At 56.7% G+C, this 20,637-nt stretch carries 14 protein-coding genes and 1 tRNA gene; all 15 read right to left on the bottom strand.

What is annotated here, in order from left to right; all coding sequences use genetic code 11:
• Positions 1–95: 95 nt before the first annotated feature.
• The gene (fusA, locus tag AKL25_RS23280; RefSeq protein ID WP_050480086.1) at positions 96–2,201 is read right to left on the bottom strand and encodes an elongation factor G; all 2,106 of its coding nucleotides are present in this window, start codon (positions 2,199–2,201) and stop codon (positions 96–98) included.
• A 127-nt stretch (positions 2,202–2,328) separates the two neighbouring features.
• Positions 2,329–2,799, bottom strand: a complete 471-nt coding sequence (gene rpsG, locus AKL25_RS23275; RefSeq protein WP_007875292.1) for a 30S ribosomal protein S7 — start codon at positions 2,797–2,799, stop codon at positions 2,329–2,331.
• 136 nt (positions 2,800–2,935) lie between these two features.
• A complete protein-coding gene (gene rpsL / locus AKL25_RS23270; RefSeq protein ID WP_050480085.1) occupies positions 2,936–3,319 on the bottom strand; it encodes a 30S ribosomal protein S12 in 384 nt (127 codons plus the stop codon).
• Positions 3,320–3,661: 342 nt separating this feature from the next.
• On the bottom strand, positions 3,662–4,810 hold the full coding sequence (locus AKL25_RS23265; protein WP_050480084.1) for a hemin-degrading factor: 1,149 nt from the start codon (positions 4,808–4,810) through the stop codon (positions 3,662–3,664).
• Positions 4,811–4,856: 46 nt separating this feature from the next.
• Positions 4,857–7,130, bottom strand: coding sequence for a TonB-dependent hemoglobin/transferrin/lactoferrin family receptor (locus AKL25_RS23260; protein ID WP_050480083.1), 2,274 nt, complete (start codon positions 7,128–7,130; stop codon positions 4,857–4,859).
• A 405-nt stretch (positions 7,131–7,535) separates the two neighbouring features.
• Positions 7,536–11,774 (bottom strand): DNA-directed RNA polymerase subunit beta', encoded by a 4,239-nt coding sequence (rpoC, locus tag AKL25_RS23255; protein WP_050480082.1) that lies wholly within the window; start codon positions 11,772–11,774, stop codon positions 7,536–7,538.
• Between the two features lie 251 nt (positions 11,775–12,025).
• Positions 12,026–16,132, bottom strand: coding sequence for a DNA-directed RNA polymerase subunit beta (rpoB, locus tag AKL25_RS23250; RefSeq protein ID WP_050480081.1), 4,107 nt, complete (start codon positions 16,130–16,132; stop codon positions 12,026–12,028).
• A 301-nt stretch (positions 16,133–16,433) separates the two neighbouring features.
• Positions 16,434–16,811 carry a 50S ribosomal protein L7/L12 gene (gene rplL, locus AKL25_RS23245; RefSeq protein WP_007875269.1) on the bottom strand — a complete coding sequence of 126 codons (378 nt, stop codon included), beginning with the start codon at positions 16,809–16,811 and terminating at the stop codon, positions 16,434–16,436.
• Between the two features lie 99 nt (positions 16,812–16,910).
• Entirely contained in the window at positions 16,911–17,408 is a 498-nt protein-coding gene (gene rplJ, locus AKL25_RS23240) for a 50S ribosomal protein L10 (protein WP_050480080.1), read from the bottom strand.
• A 324-nt stretch (positions 17,409–17,732) separates the two neighbouring features.
• A complete protein-coding gene (gene rplA, locus AKL25_RS23235) occupies positions 17,733–18,428 on the bottom strand; it encodes a 50S ribosomal protein L1 (protein ID WP_007875266.1) in 696 nt (231 codons plus the stop codon).
• Complete coding sequence (rplK, locus tag AKL25_RS23230; RefSeq protein ID WP_007875265.1) at positions 18,428–18,859, bottom strand: 50S ribosomal protein L11; 432 nt, start codon at positions 18,857–18,859, stop codon at positions 18,428–18,430. Before rplK ends, rplA begins: the two co-directional genes overlap by 1 nt.
• 138 nt (positions 18,860–18,997) lie before the next feature.
• Entirely contained in the window at positions 18,998–19,588 is a 591-nt protein-coding gene (gene nusG / locus AKL25_RS23225) for a transcription termination/antitermination protein NusG (RefSeq protein WP_050480079.1), read from the bottom strand.
• Positions 19,588–19,971 carry a preprotein translocase subunit SecE gene (secE, locus tag AKL25_RS23220; RefSeq protein ID WP_050480078.1) on the bottom strand — a complete coding sequence of 128 codons (384 nt, stop codon included), beginning with the start codon at positions 19,969–19,971 and terminating at the stop codon, positions 19,588–19,590. The genes nusG and secE overlap by 1 nt, the downstream gene beginning before the upstream one ends.
• 35 nt (positions 19,972–20,006) lie before the next feature.
• A tRNA-Trp gene (locus tag AKL25_RS23215) sits at positions 20,007–20,082 on the bottom strand.
• 110 nt (positions 20,083–20,192) lie between these two features.
• The coding region (locus AKL25_RS23210; protein WP_240475836.1) for an EF-Tu C-terminal domain-related protein at positions 20,193–20,637 on the bottom strand (445 nt) is incomplete at its 5' end.

Raw genomic sequence — 20,637 nt, 5'->3', positions numbered from 1 at the left:
ACCTTTTGCCATTTTGCATTTCCTTCAAAAAGAACGATTTTCTTAACAATTAAAAGCTCGCTTCCGGCCAACGCAGGAAGCGAGCAAAACTTAACTTACTTGGTCTTGGAAGTAACGATCGCGTCGATGACGTTTTTCGGTGCTTCGGAGTAGTGCTTGAATTCCATCGAATATGTCGCACGACCTTGTGTTGCCGAACGCAACGAAGTCGAGTAACCGAACATTTCCGACAGCGGCACTTCCGCCTTGATGATCTTGCCGCCACCGCCGGCGATTTCATCCATGCCTTGCACCATGCCGCGACGGGACGACAAGTCGCCCATCACAGTACCGGCGTAGTCTTCCGGCGTTTCAACTTCAACCGCCATCATTGGTTCCAGAATAACCGGGCTGGCTTTACGGCAACCATCCTTGAACGCCATCGAACCGGCCATGCGGAACGCATTTTCGTTCGAGTCAACGTCATGGTAAGAACCGAAGAACAGGGTGACCTTGACGTCAACCACTGGGTAACCGGCCAACACGCCGGTGTTCAGTGTTTCACGCACACCCTTTTCAACTGCCGGGATGAATTCGCGAGGAACGGTACCGCCCTTGATCGCGTCAACGAATTCGAAGCCCTTGCCTGGTTCTTGCGGTTCGATCTTCAGAACCACGTGACCGTACTGACCACGACCACCGGATTGCTTGACGAACTTGCCTTCGATTTCTTCGCAAGTCTTGCGGATGGTTTCGCGATAAGCAACTTGCGGCTTACCGACGGTCGCTTCCACGTTGAATTCACGCTTCATGCGGTCGACGATAATGTCCAGATGCAACTCGCCCATACCGGCGATAATCGTTTGACCCGATTCTTCGTCGGTACGCACGCGGAACGACGGATCTTCAGCAGCCAGACGGTTCAGCGCCAGGCCCATCTTTTCCTGGTCAGCCTTGGTCTTTGGCTCAACAGCTTGCGAGATCACAGGCTCAGGGAAGACCATGCGTTCCAGCACAACAACAGCCTTGTCGTCGCACAGGGTGTCGCCGGTCGTGGTGTCTTTCAGACCAACCACAGCAGCGATGTCGCCTGCCAGCATTTCCTTGATTTCTTCACGTTGGTTGGCGTGCATCTGAACGATACGGCCGATACGCTCTTTCTTCGACTTCACCGAGTTGAACACGGTGTCGCCCGAATTCAGGGTGCCCGAGTAGCAACGGATGAAACACAGCTGACCGACGAACGGGTCAGTTGCGATCTTGAATGCCAGCGCCGAGAACTTCTCGGTGTCTTCTGCTTTACGCACGACCGGCTCGTCGTCTTCATCCAGACCTGGGACAGGTGGAATATCAACCGGCGACGGCAGGTATTCGATCACGCCGTCCAGCATCGCTTGCACGCCCTTGTTCTTGAACGCGGTGCCGCACATCATCGGAACGATTTCGCTGGCGATGGTACGTTGACGAATCGCAGCCTTGATGTCGGCTTCGCTCAGGTCGCCGTCTTCCAGGTACTTGTTCATCAGCTCTTCGGATGCCTCAGCAGCCGCTTCGACCATGTTTTCGCGCCATTTTTGCGCTTCTTCCTTCAGATTTTCAGGAATGTCACGGTAGTCGAACTTCATGCCCTGGCTGGCGTCATCCCAGTAAATCGCGCGCATCTTGACCAGATCGATAACGCCTTCGAAACCGTCTTCAGCACCGATAGGCACTTGCATAGGAATCGGGTTGGCCTTCAGGCGTGCACGCATTTGGTCGTACACCTTGAAGAAGTTCGCGCCGGTACGGTCCATCTTGTTGACGAACGCCAGACGTGGAACCTTGTACTTGTTCGCTTGACGCCAGACTGTTTCCGATTGTGGCTGCACGCCGCCGACTGCACAGTAGACCATGCAGGCGCCGTCGAGCACGCGCATCGAGCGCTCAACTTCAATCGTGAAGTCAACGTGGCCCGGGGTGTCGATGATGTTGATGTGGTGAGCCGGGAAGTTGTTCGCCATGCCCTTCCAGAAACAGGTCGTCGCAGCGGAAGTAATGGTGATACCGCGCTCTTGCTCTTGTTCCATCCAGTCCATGGTGGCGGCGCCATCATGCACTTCACCGATCTTGTGGTTCACGCCTGTGTAAAACAGAACGCGCTCAGTCGTCGTTGTCTTACCAGCATCAATGTGAGCGGAAATACCGATGTTGCGGTAACGCTCAATGGGGGTCTTGCGAGCCATGATTTATTCCTAAGTCTTTAATGCGCGAAACCGAGCGCCATTTTTGTAAAATAGTCGCTCGGCTCGAACAAATTTTAGATACAAGCAGAGCTTTTCGATAATTCCCGAAAAGCCCCACCCAGTCTTGTTAGAAGCGGAAGTGGGAGAACGCCTTGTTCGCTTCAGCCATACGGTGAACTTCGTCACGCTTCTTCATCGCACCGCCACGGCCTTCGGCCGCTTCGATCAACTCGCCACCCAGACGTTGCGGCATGGACTTTTCGCTACGCTTGTTTGCGGCTTCGCGCAACCAACGCATCGACAACGCCATACGGCGGACTGGACGCACTTCAACCGGAACCTGGTAGTTGGCGCCGCCGACACGACGGGACTTCACTTCGACCATCGGCTTGCAGTTGCTCAGCGCAGCGGCGAACACTTCCAGCGGGTCTTTACCGGTCTTGGTTTGAATGTGCTCAAACGCACCGTAAATGATGTTTTCAGCGACCGACTTTTTGCCGGACAGCATCAACACGTTGACGAACTTAGCAACATCAACATTGCCGAACTTTGGATCAGGCAGGATTTCCCGCTTGGGTACTTCACGACGACGTGGCATTTCAATTCCTTTCAGTCTTCAGTTGAGCGGGCAGAATGATTCTCACCGCACTCGCGGACGGCCATCATAGCCACCCACTTACTCGGCCCATCACGGACCGACACATTTCACCAGGCTTGCGCCCGACGAAAACAAATTACTTCTTAGCAGCCTTGGCGCGCTTGGCACCGTACTTCGAGCGAGCTTGCTTACGATCCTTGACGCCTTGGGTATCCAGAGCACCGCGAACCATGTGGTAACGCACACCCGGCAAGTCTTTTACACGGCCGCCGCGGATCAGCACGACGCTATGCTCTTGCAAGTTGTGGCCTTCACCACCGATGTACGAAATCACTTCGAAGCCGTTGGTCAAACGCACTTTTGCAACTTTACGCAAAGCGGAGTTTGGCTTTTTAGGAGTCGTTGTGTAAACACGGGTACATACGCCACGTTTTTGCGGGCTGTTTTCCAGCGCCGGCGATTTGCTCTTCACGATCGCGGAGACGCGTGGATTGCGAATCAATTGATCGATGGTTGGCATCGTTTTATATCCAACAAAATTACGACGTTAATAACATTAATTCCAGAAACGGTTGCCTGGAATTAAACAAGAAACTTGCACGAAAGAAACCTGTGCACACCGACTTTAGAGAAAACGAGAGAAGCGCCGAGGAAAACCGGAAGCAGACCAAAGAACGCTTAAGCCCAGGAGAGCCTAAATTCGAGAACTCGCGAGTATATGCCTGAATGAGCAAGGGGTCAAGGCCCGTTTCCGTGACCCCGACCCCATTGGTAATTTTACGACGCTCTCGCCATCCCGCCTGAAACCGTTAAAGATTGGCCTCAGGAAAGAATAGAGCCTCAACGATTGCCATTGTTGCTGTTACACACGTGCCAGACTGGCAACAATACTGCGCCACAGCGCCGACTCTTCCTTGTTGCGATCGCGACGGGAGAAGAAATTGACCACCTGCTCGCCGTTGGCGTCGTAGAACTCCACCGAGGTGATCACGCCGTCCTTGGCCGGACGCTTGACCACCCAGCCGTGATCGATGCCGGCCGTGCGCAGGTGCAGGTTGAAATCCGGATCCAACACGTTGAACCATTCATCGGTCGCCTTCACCTTCTTGACCGTGCCGCTGAAGATCTGCGTCATGCCGGGATTGCTCACGAACACCATGATCGGCTGGGCCTGGCTGGAAGCACTGTTGAGCAAGGTTTGCACCGACTGCGCGTTGATGCGATAGGCGGCGTCCTTGCCGATCAGATCCAGGGCTTGCTCGCGCGTAATACCCAGATCCTTCAACAGACGCGGGAATTCGTGCACATCGGTCAACTCGTCCCACGACGCACGCAGCTCCTTGACATCAACTTCGCCGTTCGGCTTCCTGACGATCTTGGTCGGTGCGCGATCGACCTTCAGCGCCGCAAACTGGTCGGGCGCCTTGAAGTCGGCAACCAGTTTGTCGAACACCGCAACACCGGCTTCATTGTCGAGGTAGATTTTGTTCACGGCGTTACCGTGCACGTCAAAGAACTGCAGGCTGCGGCTGACCTTGCCTTCGCGGCCCGGCTGCACCACCGCAAAGGCCGACCGCCAGTTGTCGGTGCCGAAACGCAGATCGATCGGTCCGCCGGCGAAGCCGGTTCCCGGAATGACGCGGCCTTCGCTGTTCAGCCTGGCCTTGGTGACCGTTCCGACGCGCTCCAGAACGGCGTTGTCGTTGCGTGTGATGGCCTTGATCTGACCCAGCTCATGCAACTGGTCATAGACAGCCTTGTATGCAGCGGCGCCATCGCGCAAGCGCGTCACGCCCTTGCCGACATTGGTTGCCACCAACTCGGCCTCGGACACGCCCAGCTTCTGTGCGGCGTCGCGCGGGTGGATCTTCGGTTCTGCCGTGCGCAGCGCCGACCAGCGGTCCGCCAGGTCGCTGCTCTGCGATGCCGACGTCGTCGAATTCGTTGAACAAGCAGCGATGCTGATCACGCCGGCCGCCAGCAACAATGCGCTCAGTTTCTTGTAGTTCATTCCATGCCTCTTTTCGGTAAAGTGCCTTGCGGCGTTTTTGCGGATATCAGTATTCATACTTCATGCTGACGTTGAAGCTGCGGCCGGGTTCGGTGTACGCATCCTTGTTGGTTGCGCTGTCGGCCAGAGACAGACCGCGGATATCGGTCCAGCTCCAATATTTGCGATCAAACAAATTGCGGATGCCTGCGTTGAACGACAGGTTCTTGTTGACGCGATAGCCGCTGCGCAGGTCCACCACGAAGAACGACGGCGACACGAAATTGGTCTTGGTGGCGATGTCGTCCTTGTTCTTGGCGGCGTTGTAGATCATGTCGCTTTGCACGAACCAGACCTGGTTCGGCTCGTAGCGCACGCCTGTTACGACTGACAACGGTGCGACGGATTCCAGACCGGTTTTCACGCCGGTTCTGCTGGTCGTTGTGCCTTTGGCGTAGGCGAAGCCGGTCTTGAGGGACAGGCCGTTTTCCATGCGCCAGTCGAGTCGTCCTTCGAAGCCATGGATGGAAGCCTTGGCGGCGTTCACATACTGATAAATGGTCGGATTCAAGACCGTGCCGCCACCCGAAATCGTGACCGAGTCAATGAAGTTGCGATATTCACCGGTGTAGGCGGCAGCGCTGTAGTTGAACAACCCGGCCGAGGTCGGCAGCTTGCCGCGGAACCCGATTTCGTAGGAGTTGCTGGTCTCCGGTTTCAGGTTCGGATTGGCGATCTGCGAGTAACCCTGGCTGGCGTTATTGAAGTAAGAGTTCACCTCTTGCGGGGATGGCGCGCGGAAGCCGCGAGCATATTGCACGTAGGGTGCAAATGCCGGCGCCACTTCGTAGACGAATGCCAGACGCGGCGACCAGGCGCTGTCCTTGCTGGTCGATGCCGGCTGACCGTTGGCGATGGCCTGTGCATCGTATTTTGCGCTGGCTTCAGGCTTGAGTTTGTAGCTGTCGTAACGCAGCCCCGGTACGATGCTGAGCGGACCGATGCGCATGTCGTCCTGATAGTAGACACCCAGCACACTGTACGAAGTCTTGGGGAAATATTCGCAATACTGCGTGCCTGTGCAGGTGGTCCAGCCGGTGCCGCTCGCGTTCATCTGGATCGTCGCCGTGCTGGCGTCCAGACCGTAGGTCATCTTGTGTTTGACGACACCGGTATTGAACGAACTTTCAGCCAGCACACCGCCGCCGAAGATGTCATCCTGGTAGGTGATATCGCGGTAGCGCGGACGCACGGTGGCGCCGACCGTGGTGCCGTTTTCGTAGGAATATTGCTGCGTCTTCGAATCGCGATAATAGAGATTGGCGCGCAGTTTCTGGAAGAGCTTGTTGTCGGCATCATCGTGTTCGAAGATCGCCTGCAGCTTGTTGCTCTTCACGTTGCTGTTGCTTTGATAGCCGCTGATGACCGATGTGATTGCCGAGAGACTGTCGGCGCGCAAACGATTGTCCACGGTCTCAAAACTGAGTTTGACGACGTTGCGCGGATCGATCTTGAAGACCACCTTGCCCAGCGCCGAGCGGTTGTTGTACGTCAGCGGATCGGCCTTGGTGCGCGCCGCGCCTGTGCCGCCTACGCTGCCGTTGGTTTCCGTCTCGTTGCCGTGACGGGCGTTCAGCACCAGCATGCCTTGCACGACGTCGTTGCCGAAGGCCATCGTGCCGGTGGTGCCATAGCTGCTGTCGCTGGAATCGTAGGAAGGACGCACTGCGAAATAGCTGCTCTTGCCGAACACGTTGAGCAAGTCTTGCGGATCCTTCGTGACGAAATTGACCACGCCGGTCAGGCCGTCGCTGCCATACATCGACGACGCAGGGCCGCGCAGGATTTCGATGCGCTGATACAGATCGGTGTCGGTGTAGGCGCCACGGCCGGCGAACAATGTGCCCTGGCTGAAGGAGCGCGGCAACGCCACACCATCCTCCAGCAACATGACGCGATTGCCGTCCAGGCCGCGGATGCTGATGCCTTCGTTGCCGCCGCGGCCCATGGTCGCCGACGCGCCGGTCACGCCGCCGACGCGGTAGACCGAACGACGCACTTCGACGCCCGGCTCATAGCGCAGCGCGTCCTTGATGTCCTTGGCGTTTTGCTGCTCGATCTCTTCGGAGGTAATGACGGAGACGGTTGCCGCCACGCGGTTGAGATCGCTGTCGACGCCGCGCGTCGAGGTGACGGTGATTTCTTCCAGCGGGCGGCTTTGCGCCAGCAGCTGCGGCGCAGGTTGTGCCGCTTGCACCTGTTGCGCCATGACCGGCGCCATAGACCATTGTTGCAGAACGACGGCCGTAGCCAGCGCCAGTTTCTTTTTGCAGAAACGCATAGTAACCATTCCCCTGAGTGGATTAGGTTACTGGCTTCTATGCTGGCTACCTGAGTTGATGTGACGAGATGAGTGTTTGTCGCGTGCCAGCCGCCTCGACAACATCGTCGGGCGCGCTTTTATGTTCGGAACGAGAAGCGGGATGAGTTCGGCAGATCGCTGCCGCCCGCTGCGGGCCGTGCTGGTTGATGCTTGTTACAGCAAGACAAACTTACAAATAAGAATAATTCTTATTCATTGAATTGTAGAAGAAAAGTTCCATCTGCTCAAGCCGATTTCAACATAATTTACACAACGACATTTTTTGTTTGCTCCGGCCATAAAAAAACGGCGCCAGAATTTCTTCTGACGCCGTTCTTCTTTCCTGCTTCGGCAACCGGTGAAGGCTGCCGCGCTGCTATGCCATTACGCTTCGCCGTCCGCACCGCCGAAAGTCTCGGTGGAGTGCGCTTCGGTTTCGGTTACACGCGCCTGACGCTCGGATTCCAACAGCGCTGCGCGCTCGTCGGCTTCCCATGCGTCTTTTTCCTTGCGTGCACGGTGGAACGCCAGACCGGTACCAGCCGGGATCAGGCGACCAACGATGACGTTTTCCTTCAGACCGCGCAGGCCGTCCTTCTTGCCCATGATCGCCGCTTCGGTCAGGACACGTGTGGTCTCCTGGAACGATGCAGCTGAGATGAACGAGTCGGTCGACAGCGATGCCTTGGTGATACCCAGCAAGACGTTTTCGTACGTTGCAGGGATCTTGGTCTCTGCATTGACGCGATCGTTTTCGTCCAGCAGTTCCGAACGTTCGACCTGTTCGCCGGTGATGTAGTTGGTATCGCCCGGGTCCACAACCTGCACTCGACGCAGCATCTGACGCACGATGACTTCGATGTGCTTGTCGTTGATCTTCACGCCTTGCAAACGGTACACGTCCTGAACTTCGTCGACGATATAACGCGCCAGCGCTTCGATACCCAGCAAACGCAGGATATCTTGCGGATCGGCAGGACCATCGACAATCATTTCGCCCTTGTTCACCACCTGGCCGTCATGCACCAGCACTTGCTTGTCCTTGGTGATCAGGAACTCGTGCTTGGCGCCGTCCATGTCTGTGATTTCCAGGCGTTGCTTGCCCTTGGTTTCCTTACCGAACGCCACAGTACCTGTGACTTCAGCCAGCATACCTGCATCCTTCGGCGAACGTGCTTCGAACAGTTCGGCAACGCGTGGCAGACCACCGGTAATATCGCGCGTCTTTTGCGATTCGGTCGGGATACGCGCCAGCACTTCACCAACGTGAACTTGCTGACCGTCCTTCACGGTAATCAGCGCGCCGACCTGGAAGCCGATCGTCACTGCGTGTTCGGTGCCGGCGATCTTGACTTCTTCGCCTTGCTCGTTCAGCAGCTTGACCTGTGGGCGCAATACCTTGGCAGCGGACGAACCGCGGCGCTTGGCATCGATAACCACAAGGGTCGACAGACCGGTCACTTCATCGATCTGCTTGGCGACGGTCGAACCTTCTTCGACGTTTTCGAACTTCACGGTACCGGTGTACTCGGTGATGATCGGACGTGTCAGCGGATCCCATGTCGCCAGCGCAGTACCGGCCTTGATAACCATGCCGTCCTTGACGATCAGGGTCGCGCCGTACGGTACTTTATGACGCTCACGCTCACGGCCCAGGTCGTCGGTGATCAGCACTTCGCCCGAACGGGAAATGACAATCAGCTCGCCCTTGCCGTTGGTGACGTAACGCATGGTCGCTGTGAAGCGGATCGTGCCGTTGGACTTGGCTTCCACCGACGAAGCAACTGCCGCACGCGACGCTGCACCACCGATGTGGAAGGTACGCATGGTCAGCTGAGTACCTGGTTCGCCGATCGACTGCGCAGCGATAACGCCGACTGCTTCGCCGCTGTTGACCAGCACGCCGCGGCCCAGATCGCGACCGTAGCACTTGGCGCACAGACCGTAGCGCGTGTCGCAAGTCAGCGGAGTGCGAACCTTGACTTCGTCGATGCCGAGGCGTTCGACTTCTTCAACCGAATCTTCATCCATCAAGGTACCGGCTTCGTACAGCGTAGCCTGGGTTTCCGGATTGATGATGTCGGTGGCAGCAACGCGGCCGAGGATACGGTCACGCAGCGCTTCGATAACTTCACCGCCTTCAACCAGCGCCTTCATGGATGCGCCGTTGGATGTGCCGCAATCATCTTCGATCACGACCAGATCCTGGGTCACGTCGACCAGACGGCGTGTCAGGTAACCGGAGTTCGCGGTCTTCAGCGCCGTATCGGCCAGACCCTTACGGGCGCCGTGCGTCGAAATAAAGTACTGCAACACGTTCAGGCCTTCGCGGAAGTTCGCGGTAATCGGCGTTTCGATAATCGAACCGTCCGGTTTCGCCATCAGACCGCGCATACCTGCCAGCTGACGAATCTGCGCTGCGGAACCGCGGGCGCCGGAGTCGGCCATCATGTAAATCGCGTTGAACGACTCTTGTGTGCCCTTGGTGCCGTCGCGGCGGATCACGTCTTCAACCTTCAGCTGGTCCATCATGGCCTTGCCGACGTCGTCGCCGGCCTTGCCCCAGATGTCCACAACCTTGTTGTAGCGTTCGCCGGCGGTAACCAGACCGGACGAGTACTGCTGTTCGATCTGTTTGACTTCGCTTTCAGCAGTCGCAATGATGGTCGCCTTTTGTGGCGGCACCAGCATGTCGTCCACGCAGATCGAGATACCGGCGCGTGTCGCCAGGCGGAAGCCCGATTGCATCAGTTGGTCGGCGAACACCACGGTGGCGCGCAGACCGCACTTGCGGAACGAGGTGTTGATCAGCTTCGAAATTTCTTTCTTCTTCAACGCGCGGTTCAGCACGGAGAATGGCAGGCCCTTCGGCAGAATTTCCGACAGGATGGCGCGGCCGACAGTCGTTTCGTAACGCTTGACGGTACGCACGAATTCGCCGGTGACCGGATCCTTCGGATTTTCGACGATACGCACGGTGACGCGGGTAGCCAGTTCGACTTCCTTGTTGTCGTACGCGCGGATGACTTCCGAGACGTCCTGGAACAACATGCCTTCGTTCTTGGCGTTGATCGCTTCACGTGTCGCGTAGTACAGACCCAGCACGATATCCTGGGACGGCACGATCGACGGTTCGCCGTTCGACGGGAACAGGATGTTGTTCGACGCCAGCATCAGCGTACGCGCTTCCATCTGTGCTTCGATCGACAGTGGAACGTGGACCGCCATCTGGTCGCCGTCGAAGTCGGCGTTGAACGCGGCGCACACCAGCGGGTGCAGTTGGATCGCCTTGCCTTCGATCAGGACCGGCTCGAACGCCTGGATACCCAGACGGTGCAGTGTCGGCGCGCGGTTCAGCATGACCGGATGTTCGCGGATCACGTCTTCCAGGATGTCCCAGACCACAGGCTCCTGGATTTCGACCAGTTTCTTCGCTGCCTTGATGGTCGTTGCCAGACCCATCAGTTCCAGCTTGTTGAAGATGAACGGCTTGAACAGTTCCAGCGCCATCAGCTTCGGCAGACCGCACTGATGCAGCTTGAGCTGCGGGCCCACCACGATGACGGAACGGCCGGAATAGTCGACGCGCTTGCCCAGCAAGTTCTGACGGAAACGACCGCCCTTGCCCTTGATCATTTCAGCCAGCGACTTCAGCGGACGCTTGTTGGCGCCGGTCATCGCCTTACCGCGACGGCCGTTGTCCAGCAGCGAGTCAACCGCTTCTTGCAGCATCCGCTTTTCGTTGCGCGTGATGATTTCCGGAGCGCGCAATTCCATCAGGCGCTTCAGACGGTTGTTACGGTTGATGACGCGGCGATACAGATCGTTCAGGTCGGAGGTCGCGAAACGGCCGCCGTCCAGCGGGACCAGCGGGCGCAGTTCCGGCGGCAGCACCGGCAGCACTTCCATGATCATCCAGTCAGGCTTGATGCCCGAACGCTGGAACGCTTCCAGCACTTTCAGGCGCTTGGCGTATTTCTTGATCTTGGCTTCGGACTTCGATTCCTTCAGTTCCACGCGCAGGGTTTCTGCATCGCGGTCGATGTCGATCGAGCGCAGCAGTTCACGGATGCCTTCGGCGCCCATGAATGCGGTGAAGTCGTCGCCGTACTCTTCGTACTTGGCGGCGTAGTCGTCTTCCGACATGATCTGGCACTTCTTCAGCGGGGTCATGCCCGGATCGGTCACGACGTAGGCTTCGAAGTACAGCACGCGTTCGATATCGCGCAGGGTCATGTCGAGGACCATGCCCAGACGCGACGGCAGCGATTTCAGGAACCAGATGTGGGCAGTCGGCGAAGCCAGTTCGATGTGGCCCATGCGCTCGCGGCGCACTTTGGCCAGCGTGACTTCAACGCCGCATTTTTCGCAGATGACGCCGCGGTGCTTCAGGCGCTTGTACTTGCCGCAGAGGCATTCGTAGTCTTTGATCGGGCCAAAGATCTTGGCGCAGAACAGACCGTCGCGCTCCGGCTTGAAGGTACGGTAGTTGATGGTTTCCGGCTTTTTGACTTCGCCGTAGGACCACGAACGGATTTTCTCAGGCGACGCCAGACCAATTTTGATCGCGTCGAATTGTTCGTTTTGCTGAACTTGCTTGAATAGATCGAGCAGTGCTTTCATGTATCACTCCAGTTGGCGTGAGAACGCTAAATTGCGCACTATGTATGACGATGTGACAAGAGGATCCTACCGCGCTGCTACACCCTGTTCGCATCTGCGGGAGAGCCGTGGCTTGCGCCGGGTTCCGCAGGTACCGGGACAGACTTGGTCGTCCTTGACTGCTTTTGAATTGCTTACTTTACTACCTTGCCGTCTTTGCTGCAGACAGCCAAACCGGGCGAAACGGCATCGCCGTTCCGCCCTTGAGAACATCAGTCGCGTTCCAGATCGATGTCGATACCGAGCGAACGGATTTCCTTGACCAGCACGTTGAAGGACTCCGGCATGCCGGCGTCAATCACGTGATCGCCCTTGACCAGGTTTTCATAAACCTTGGTACGGCCGTTCACGTCATCGGACTTCACGGTCAGCATTTCCTGCAGCACATACGATGCGCCGTAGGCTTCCAGTGCCCAGACTTCCATTTCACCGAAGCGCTGGCCGCCGAACTGCGCCTTACCGCCCAGAGGCTGCTGAGTAACCAGCGAGTAAGGACCGGTCGAACGTGCATGCATCTTGTCATCCACCAAGTGATGCAGCTTCAGGTAGTGCATGTAGCCGACTGTCACGGTGCGCTCGAAAGCTTCGCCGGTACGGCCGTCATACATGGTGACCTGGTTCTTCGACGGGGTCATGCCCAGTTGCTTGGCGATGTGATCCGGGTAGGCCAGATCCAGCATGCGGCGTGTTTCGTCTTCGTGCGCGCCGTCAAACACCGGCGTGGCGAACGGAACACCCTTCTTCAGGTTGGCGGCCAGTTCCAGGATTTCCTCGTCGGTGAACTCGTCGAGCGCTTCCTTCTTGCCCGATTCGTTGTAGATCGTGGTCAGGAACTTGCGCAGTTCAGCGATTTGCACCTGTGCGTTCAGCATTTCGCCGATGCGCAGGCCCAGACCCTTGGCTGCCCAGCCCAGATGGACTTCCAGCACCTGACCGACGTTCATACGCGATGGCACGCCCAGCGGGTTCAGCACGATGTCTGCCGGTGTACCGTCGGCCATGTGCGGCATGTCTTCGATCGGCAGGATGCGCGAAACCACACCCTTGTTACCGTGACGACCCGCCATCTTGTCGCCTGGCTGCAAGCGACGCTTCACGGCCAGGTAAACCTTGACCATCTTTTGCACGCCTGGCGGCAGTTCATCGCCTTGTGTCAGCTTCTTGCGCTTTTCTTCAAACGCCAGATCGAACTGGTGACGCTTCTCGGCGATCGATTCCTTGATCGCTTCCAGTGCAGTCGCCATGTCGTCATCCGCAGGGCGGATGTCGAACCAGTGGTACTTGTCCAGATCGTCCAGGTAAGCCTTGTCCAGCTTGGTGCCCTTGACCAGTTTCTTCGGACCGCCGTTGGCGACCTTGCCGATCAGCATCTTTTCCAGACGCTGGAAGGCATCGCCTTCAACGATACGCAACTGGTCGTTCAGGTCCAGGCGATAGCGCTTCAGTTCATCGTCGATGATCTGTTGTGCGCGCTTGTCGCGTTGGATGCCTTCACGGGTGAACACTTGCACGTCGATGACGGTGCCGACCATGCCCGAAGGCACGCGCAGCGAGGTGTCCTTCACGTCCGAAGCTTTTTCGCCGAAGATCGCGCGCAGCAGCTTTTCTTCCGGCGTCAGCTGGGTTTCGCCCTTCGGCGTCACTTTACCGACCAGCGTATCGCCGGCTTCGACTTCAGCACCGATATAGGTGATGCCGGACTCGTCCAGACGCGCCAGTTGGTTTTCAGCCAGGTTCGAGATATCGCGGGTGATTTCTTCCGCGCCGAGCTTGGTGTCGCGAGCCACAACCGACAACTCTTCGATGTGAATCGAGGTGTAGCGGTCATCAGCAACGACTTTTTCGGAGATCAGGATCGAATCTTCGAAGTTGTAGCCGTTCCATGGCATAAACGCCACCAGCATGTTCTGACCCAGAGCCAGTTCGCCCAGGTCGGTCGATGCGCCGTCGGCGATCACGTCATGCTTGGCGACACGGTCGCCGACCTTGACGATAGGACGCTGGTTGATGTTGGTGTTCTGGTTCGAACGCGTGTACTTGATCAGGTTGTAGATGTCGACGCCGACTTCGCCAGCCTGCGCTTCTTCATCGTTCACACGAATCACCACACGGCCTGCATCGACGTAATCGACGATACCGCCACGCAGCGCTTGCACGGTCGTACCCGAGTCAACTGCAACGGTACGCTCGATGCCGGTGCCGACCAGCGGTTTTTCCGGACGCAGGCAAGGCACAGCCTGACGTTGCATGTTGGCGCCCATCAATGCACGGTTCGCGTCATCGTGTTCGAGGAACGGAATCAGCGACGCCGCCACCGACACGACCTGGCCTGGGGCCACGTCCATGTACTGGACGCGCTCTGGCGAGACCAGAATGGTTTCGCCGGCTTCACGTGCCGAGACCAGTTCATCGGACAGCTTCAGCGAAGCGTCGATGGTCGCATTCGCCTGAGCGATGATGTAGCGGCCTTCTTCGATTGCGGACAGGTAGTCGATCTGGTTGGTGACCTTGCTGCCTTCGACCTTGCGATACGGTGTTTCCAGGAAACCGTATTCGTTCAGGCGGGCATACAGCGCCAGCGAGTTGATCAGACCGATGTTCGGGCCTTCAGGCGTTTCGATCGGGCACACGCGGCCGTAATGGGTCGGGTGCACGTCACGTACTTCAAAGCCGGCGCGTTCGCGGGTCAGACCGCCAGGTCCCAGGGCGGAAACACGGCGTTTGTGCGTGATTTCCGACAGCGGGTTGGTTTGATCCATAAACTGCGACAACTGCGACGAACCGAAGAATTCACGGATCGCTGCCGAGATCGGCTTGGAGTTGATCAGGTCGTGCGGCATCAGGTTGTCCGCTTCGGCCTGGCCGAGACGTTCCTTGACGGCGCGCTCAACGCGGACCAGGCCGGCGCGGAATTGATTTTCCGCCAGTTCGCCGACGCAACGTACGCGACGGTTGCCCAAGTGATCGATGTCATCGACTTCGCCGCGGCCATTGCGCAGTTCCACCAGAATCTTGATCACAGCCAGGATGTCTTCGTTCGACAATGTCATGGCGCCGGTCAGTTCATCGCGGCCGATACGGCGGTTGAACTTCATGCGGCCGACAGCCGACAGATCGTAACGGTCTTCGCTGTAGAACAGGCCGTTGAACAGGGCTTCCACCGAGTCTTCGGTTGGCGGTTCGCCAGGACGCATCATGCGATAGATTGCCACGCGCGCAGCGGTCTGATCCGCTGTGTCGTCGGTGCGCAATGTTTGCGAGATGTAGCCGCCCTGATCCAGGTCGTTGGTGTACAGCGTCTGGATGGCGTCGATGTCGGCTTCGCGCAGGCGAGCCAGCAATTCTTCGGTCAGCTCGTCGTTCGCCGATGCAATGACTTCACCGGTGTCGCCGTCGACGATGTTCTTCGCCAATACGCGGCCCAGCAGGTAGTCTTCCGGCACGGAAATTTGCTTGATGCCGGCTGCTTCGATGTCACGCACATGCTTGGCGTTGATACGCTTGTCTTTCGCGACCAGCGGCTTGCCGGACTTGTCGAGAATGTCGAAACGTGCAACTTCGCCACGCAGACGCTCGGAGACGAATTCCATCTCGGCGCCTTCAGCGTGCAGCGTGAAGTTGTCGAACACGAAGAAGTTCGCCAGGATCTGCTCGGATGTCATGCCGATTGCTTTGAGCAGAATCGTCACAGGCATCTTGCGGCGACGGTCGACGCGGAAGAACAGGATGTCCTTCGGATCGAATTCGAAGTCGAGCCACGAACCGCGGTAAGGAATGATACGTGCGGAGAACAGCAGTTTGCCGGACGAGTGGGTCTTGCCGCGGTCATGTTCAAAGAACACGCCAGGCGAACGGTGCAGCTGCGACACGATGACGCGCTCGGTACCGTTAATGACGAACGAACCGGTAGTCGTCATGAGCGGCAATTCGCCCATGTAGACTTCCTGTTCTTTCATTTCCTTGACGACTGGCTTGGTTGGCGATTCCTTATCCAGAATCACCAGACGCACCTTGGCACGCAGCGGCGACGCGAACGTCAGGCCACGTTGTTGGCATTCCTTGACGTCGAACGGCGGCGCGCCCAACACATAGGAGAGAAACTCGAGACGCGCAAAACCATTGTGCGAAACGATAGGGAAAATCGATGTAAAGGCCGATTGCAGACCTTCGTTCTTACGTTGGGACGCTGTTTTGTCCGTCTGCAAGAATGTCTGGTATGACTCGATCTGAGTCGCTAGCAGGAACGGAACGTTGTGGACGTTAGCGCGTTTCGCAAAGGATTTACGAATACGCTTCTTCTCAGTAAATGAGTAGTGCATGGACACTCCGTGAGTGACAGGAAGGATAGAGAGTTCAGGACTCGCCCGGATTGCTTATTACCTTGTTGCCGCGATCCGTTAGCAGCGAAACCTCAAGTCTCAGCCCTTCAGTCTTGGTCTGGCGCCACCCCTTATTTCGCTAAAACCAGCCGCAAAACAAGAAATTGCTAACCACTAAACATACAAAATTTCGAAACGACAAAGGAGCCAAAGCCGAATCCTTTTTTCAAAGGACTCTGCACTTTGACTCCGGTGGAACGATGCGCCGGCGAACCGGCGGATATTCCAGCTCAAGTAAAAATTACTTGAGTTCTGCTTTCGCGCCAGCTTCTTCCAGTTTCTTCTTGGCTGCTTCGGCGTCTGCCTTGGCGATGCCTTCTTTAACTGGCTTCGGTGCGCCGTCAACCAGATCCTTAGCTTCTTTCAAGCCCAGACCGGTGATTTCGCGAACTGCCTTAATCACGCCAACCTTGTTCGCGCCGACTTCAGCCAGAACAACGGTGAACTCTGTTTGCTCTTCAGCAGCAGCGGCGCCAGCGCCACCACCGGCAGGACCAGCGACAGCCATAGCTGCTGCGGAAACGCCAAACTTTTCTTCGAATGCCTTCACCAGGTCATTCAATTCCAACACGGTCAAGGCGCCTACGGCTTCCAAGATATCGTCTTTGCTAATTGCCATTTGAAACTCCTAATTTATTTCGGTAATAACATCTAATCGGTACTGACGCAGAGGCCAAAGTTCTTATGAAAAACTGCCGCATCGCTGCGGCGAGCATCCTTAAGCTGCTTCGGCTTCTTTCTTGGCTGCCAGAGCAGCCAGACCACGCGCAAAACCAGCGACCGGAACCTGCATCATGCCCAGCAATTGGGCCAGCAGAACTTCGCGGGATGGGATATTTGCCAATGCAGTGACAGCAGCCTTATCCAGCGGCTTACCTGCATAGTTACCTGCCTTGACGACCAGTTTGTCGTTGGTTTTAGCAAAGTCAGCGATGACTTTGGCTGCAGCAACGGCATCTTCCGAGATCGAATAGATCAGCGGGCCGGTCATTTCAGAAGCGAGGTCAGCAAACGCGGAACCTTCAACAGCGCGGCGAGCGAGTGTGTTTTTCAACACGCGCAGGTACACGCCTTGGTCACGCGCTTTGGCGCGCAGTTGCGTCAAGTGACCAACCTGGATGCCACGGTATTCAGCCACGACGATAGTCTGTGCAGTTGCTACTTTTGCAGCGACTTCGGCGACAACGGCCTTTTTGTCATTCAGATTGAGACTCAAGATCAACCTCCAAAAATGATGCTTGGCGACGACACAGGCGAAAAACCTGCTTGCCTTACATCGGTTCGAACACGGCGTCCGACGTTAGGAGTTCATTGCAGCGTTTCGACAACCTGAAACGCTGTGTGAGACTGCAAAACTTGTTCGGGTACACCATCTGCGCTGGGTAATCAAAAACCTGAGTTTTTGACGTTTTAACTTTGTGCCTGCCTGCTGCACGCCGCCCAACGGTCTTTGATTGCCTGAAGCACTTCACAATTGCAAAATGCTCCAGCCCAAAGATGCGCCTCGCTCCCATCAGGAAACGAGGACTTGATTCTTTACTTAAGCAGCCAGAGTTGCCTGATCCACACGGACGCCGGCGCCCATGGTGGAGGACAGCGAAACCTTACGCAGGTAAACACCCTTGCTGGTTGCCGGCTTAGCCTTGTTCAGTGCATCGATCAGTGCAACCAGATTGGACTTCAGATCTGCATCGCTGAACGACTTGCGACCGATAGTGGCGTGAATGATGCCGGCCTTGTCGGTACGGTATTGCACTTGACCAGCCTTGGCGTTCTTGACGGCGGTAGCGACGTCAGGAGTAACAGTGCCGACCTTCGGGTTAGGCATCAGGCCGCGTGGGCCCAGGATCTGACCCAGAGTACCGACGATACGCATGGTGTCTGGCGACGCGATGACGATGTCGAAAGGCATGTTGCCGGCCTTGACTTGTTCAGCCAGATCTTCCATACCGACGACGTCTGCGCCAGCTGCCTTGGCTTGCTCAGCCTTTTCGCCCGAAGCGAACACCGCCACGCGCACGGTCTTGCCTGTACCAGCCGGCAGAACCACGGAACCGCGAACCACTTGGTCCGACTTCTTCGCGTCAACGCCCAGTTGGACGGACACGTCGATCGATTCGTTGAACTTTGCTGTTGCGAATTCTTTGACCAGCGCCAGTGCGTTATCGAAAGGATAAGCCTTGGTGCGATCGATCTTGCCTTCTTGCGCCTTAGCGCGTTTTGTCAACTTAGCCATTACAGACCCTCCACCGTGATGCCCATGGAACGTGCCGAACCAGCGATGGTGCGCACAGCCGCTTCCAGATCAGCAGCGGTAAGATCCGGCTTCTTCTGGGTAGCGATTTCTTCCGCTTGTTTACGAGTAATCTTGCCAACCTTGTCTGTATGCGGCTTGGCAGAACCCTTTTGAATACCGGCAGCCTTCTTGATCAGAATCGTTGCTGGAGGAGTCTTCATCACGAATGTGAAGGACTTGTCCGCAAATGCAGTGATCACGACCGGAATCGGCAGACCTGGCTCAACGCCTTGAGTCTGGGCATTGAATGCCTTACAGAATTCCATGATGTTCAGACCGCGCTGACCCAGCGCCGGGCCGATCGGTGGGGATGGATTTGCTTTACCAGCTGGCACTTGCAGCTTGATAAAACCGATGATTTTCTTTGCCATGATGGCTCCTACGTTGATTGAGTGTTAGCGCCTTTTCTGCATCTTGCGATACGGTACTAAGGCTCCTCTGCTGCTTGCCGGATTCGGTGAGTTATTACATTTCGCCGCGCTCCTGCGGGCGCTTGAATGGGGTAATGCTTAGACTTTTTCGACCTGGCCGAACTCGAGTTCGACGGGTGTGGCGCGACCGAAAATAGTGACCGATACACGCACGCGGGATTTTTCGTAATTCACTTCTTCCACGTTGCCGTTGAAATCGGTAAAAGGGCCATCCTTGATACGCACCAGCTCGCCCACTTCGTACAGCACCTTTGGACGCGGCTTTTCGATGCCGTCTTGCATTTGCTGCATGATCTTGTCGACTTCATGCGGCGGAATCGGCGTTGGACGATTCGATTTGCCGCCGATGAAACCGGTCACCTTGCTGGTGTTTTTCACCAAGTGCCAGGTTTCGTCCGTCATTTCCATCTCAACCAGGACGTAGCCCGGAAAGAAACGACGTTCGGTAACCGACTTGTGACCGTTCTTGACATCAACCACTTCTTCCGTCGGCACCAGAATCTGGCCGAACTGTTCTTCCATGCCGGCGCGGACGATGCGCTCGGTCAGTGCACGCTGCACACTCTTTTCCATGCCGGAATAGGCATGCACAACGTACCAGCGCTTTTTACTGGCGCTTGAAACGCTTTGCGCACCAATCGGTGCGCTGTCTTGTGTGCTATCGCTCATTATTGTTTCCAGCCCAAAATTACGTCATACAACAGGAATTCGAGCAATTTGTCCGTACCCCAAAGGAAGATTGCCATGATCAGCACGAAGGCGAACACGATCGCCGTGATCTGCATCGCTTCCTTGCGGGTAGGCCAGACAACTTTTTTGGTTTCACGTACCGATTCTTTGGCGAAGCCGACGAAACCGCGACCTTGCGCCGATGTCCAGGCAAAACCAACTGCCACCAGCAGACCAGCTACCAGGGCGAGTGCGCGCACTGCCGTAGACTGGCTGGACAAAACAAAAAAACCGACCACGCCGGCGAGGACCGCTACGATTGCGAGTGCAACCTTGAGCTTGTCGCTTGATGTGCTGACGGTTTGTACAGGCTGGTTAGACATTTATTTACTTTCAGTACCCTACTCACCTGAATCGGTGGCAGGGGCGGAGGGCATCGAACCCCCAACCTCCGGTTTTGGAGACCGGCGCTCTGCCAATTGAGCTACACCCCTACGATCAAAACACTGATCTGAACGGCTTGGCCAGCCAAATACGCTTGCCGCTCAGACATCAACGCCGCGATACGGGAATTTCCCGGATCGCGGCGATTGCTACTTTTTTATTACGCGTCAGCCAGGATCTTGGCAACCACACCCGCGCCGACAGTACGGCCGCCTTCGCGGATCGCGAAACGCAGACCTTCTTCCATCGCGATCGGGTTGATCAGCATCACGGTGATCGACACGTTGTCGCCTGGCATAACCATTTCCTTGTCCTTCGGCAACTCGATCGAACCAGTCACGTCCGTGGTACGGAAGTAGAACTGTGGACGGTAGTTGTTGAAGAATGGCGTATGACGGCCGCCTTCGTCCTTCGACAGAACATAGATCTCGCCTGTGAAGTGCTTGTGCGGCTTGATCGAACCTGGCTTGGCCAGAACCTGACCACGCTCCACGTCTTCACGCTTGGTGCCGCGCAGCAGCACGCCAACGTTGTCGCCGGCTTGACCTTGGTCCAGCAGCTTGCGGAACATTTCAACGCCGGTGCAGACGGTGTCTTGCGTGTCG

The sequence above is a fragment of the Herbaspirillum rhizosphaerae genome, from assembly GCF_001189965.1.
Lineage (GTDB): Bacteria > Pseudomonadota > Gammaproteobacteria > Burkholderiales > Burkholderiaceae_D > Herbaspirillum > Herbaspirillum rhizosphaerae.
The sequence above is the reverse complement of the archived record's forward strand: the minus strand, read 5'-3'. Positions and strand labels throughout refer to the sequence as shown.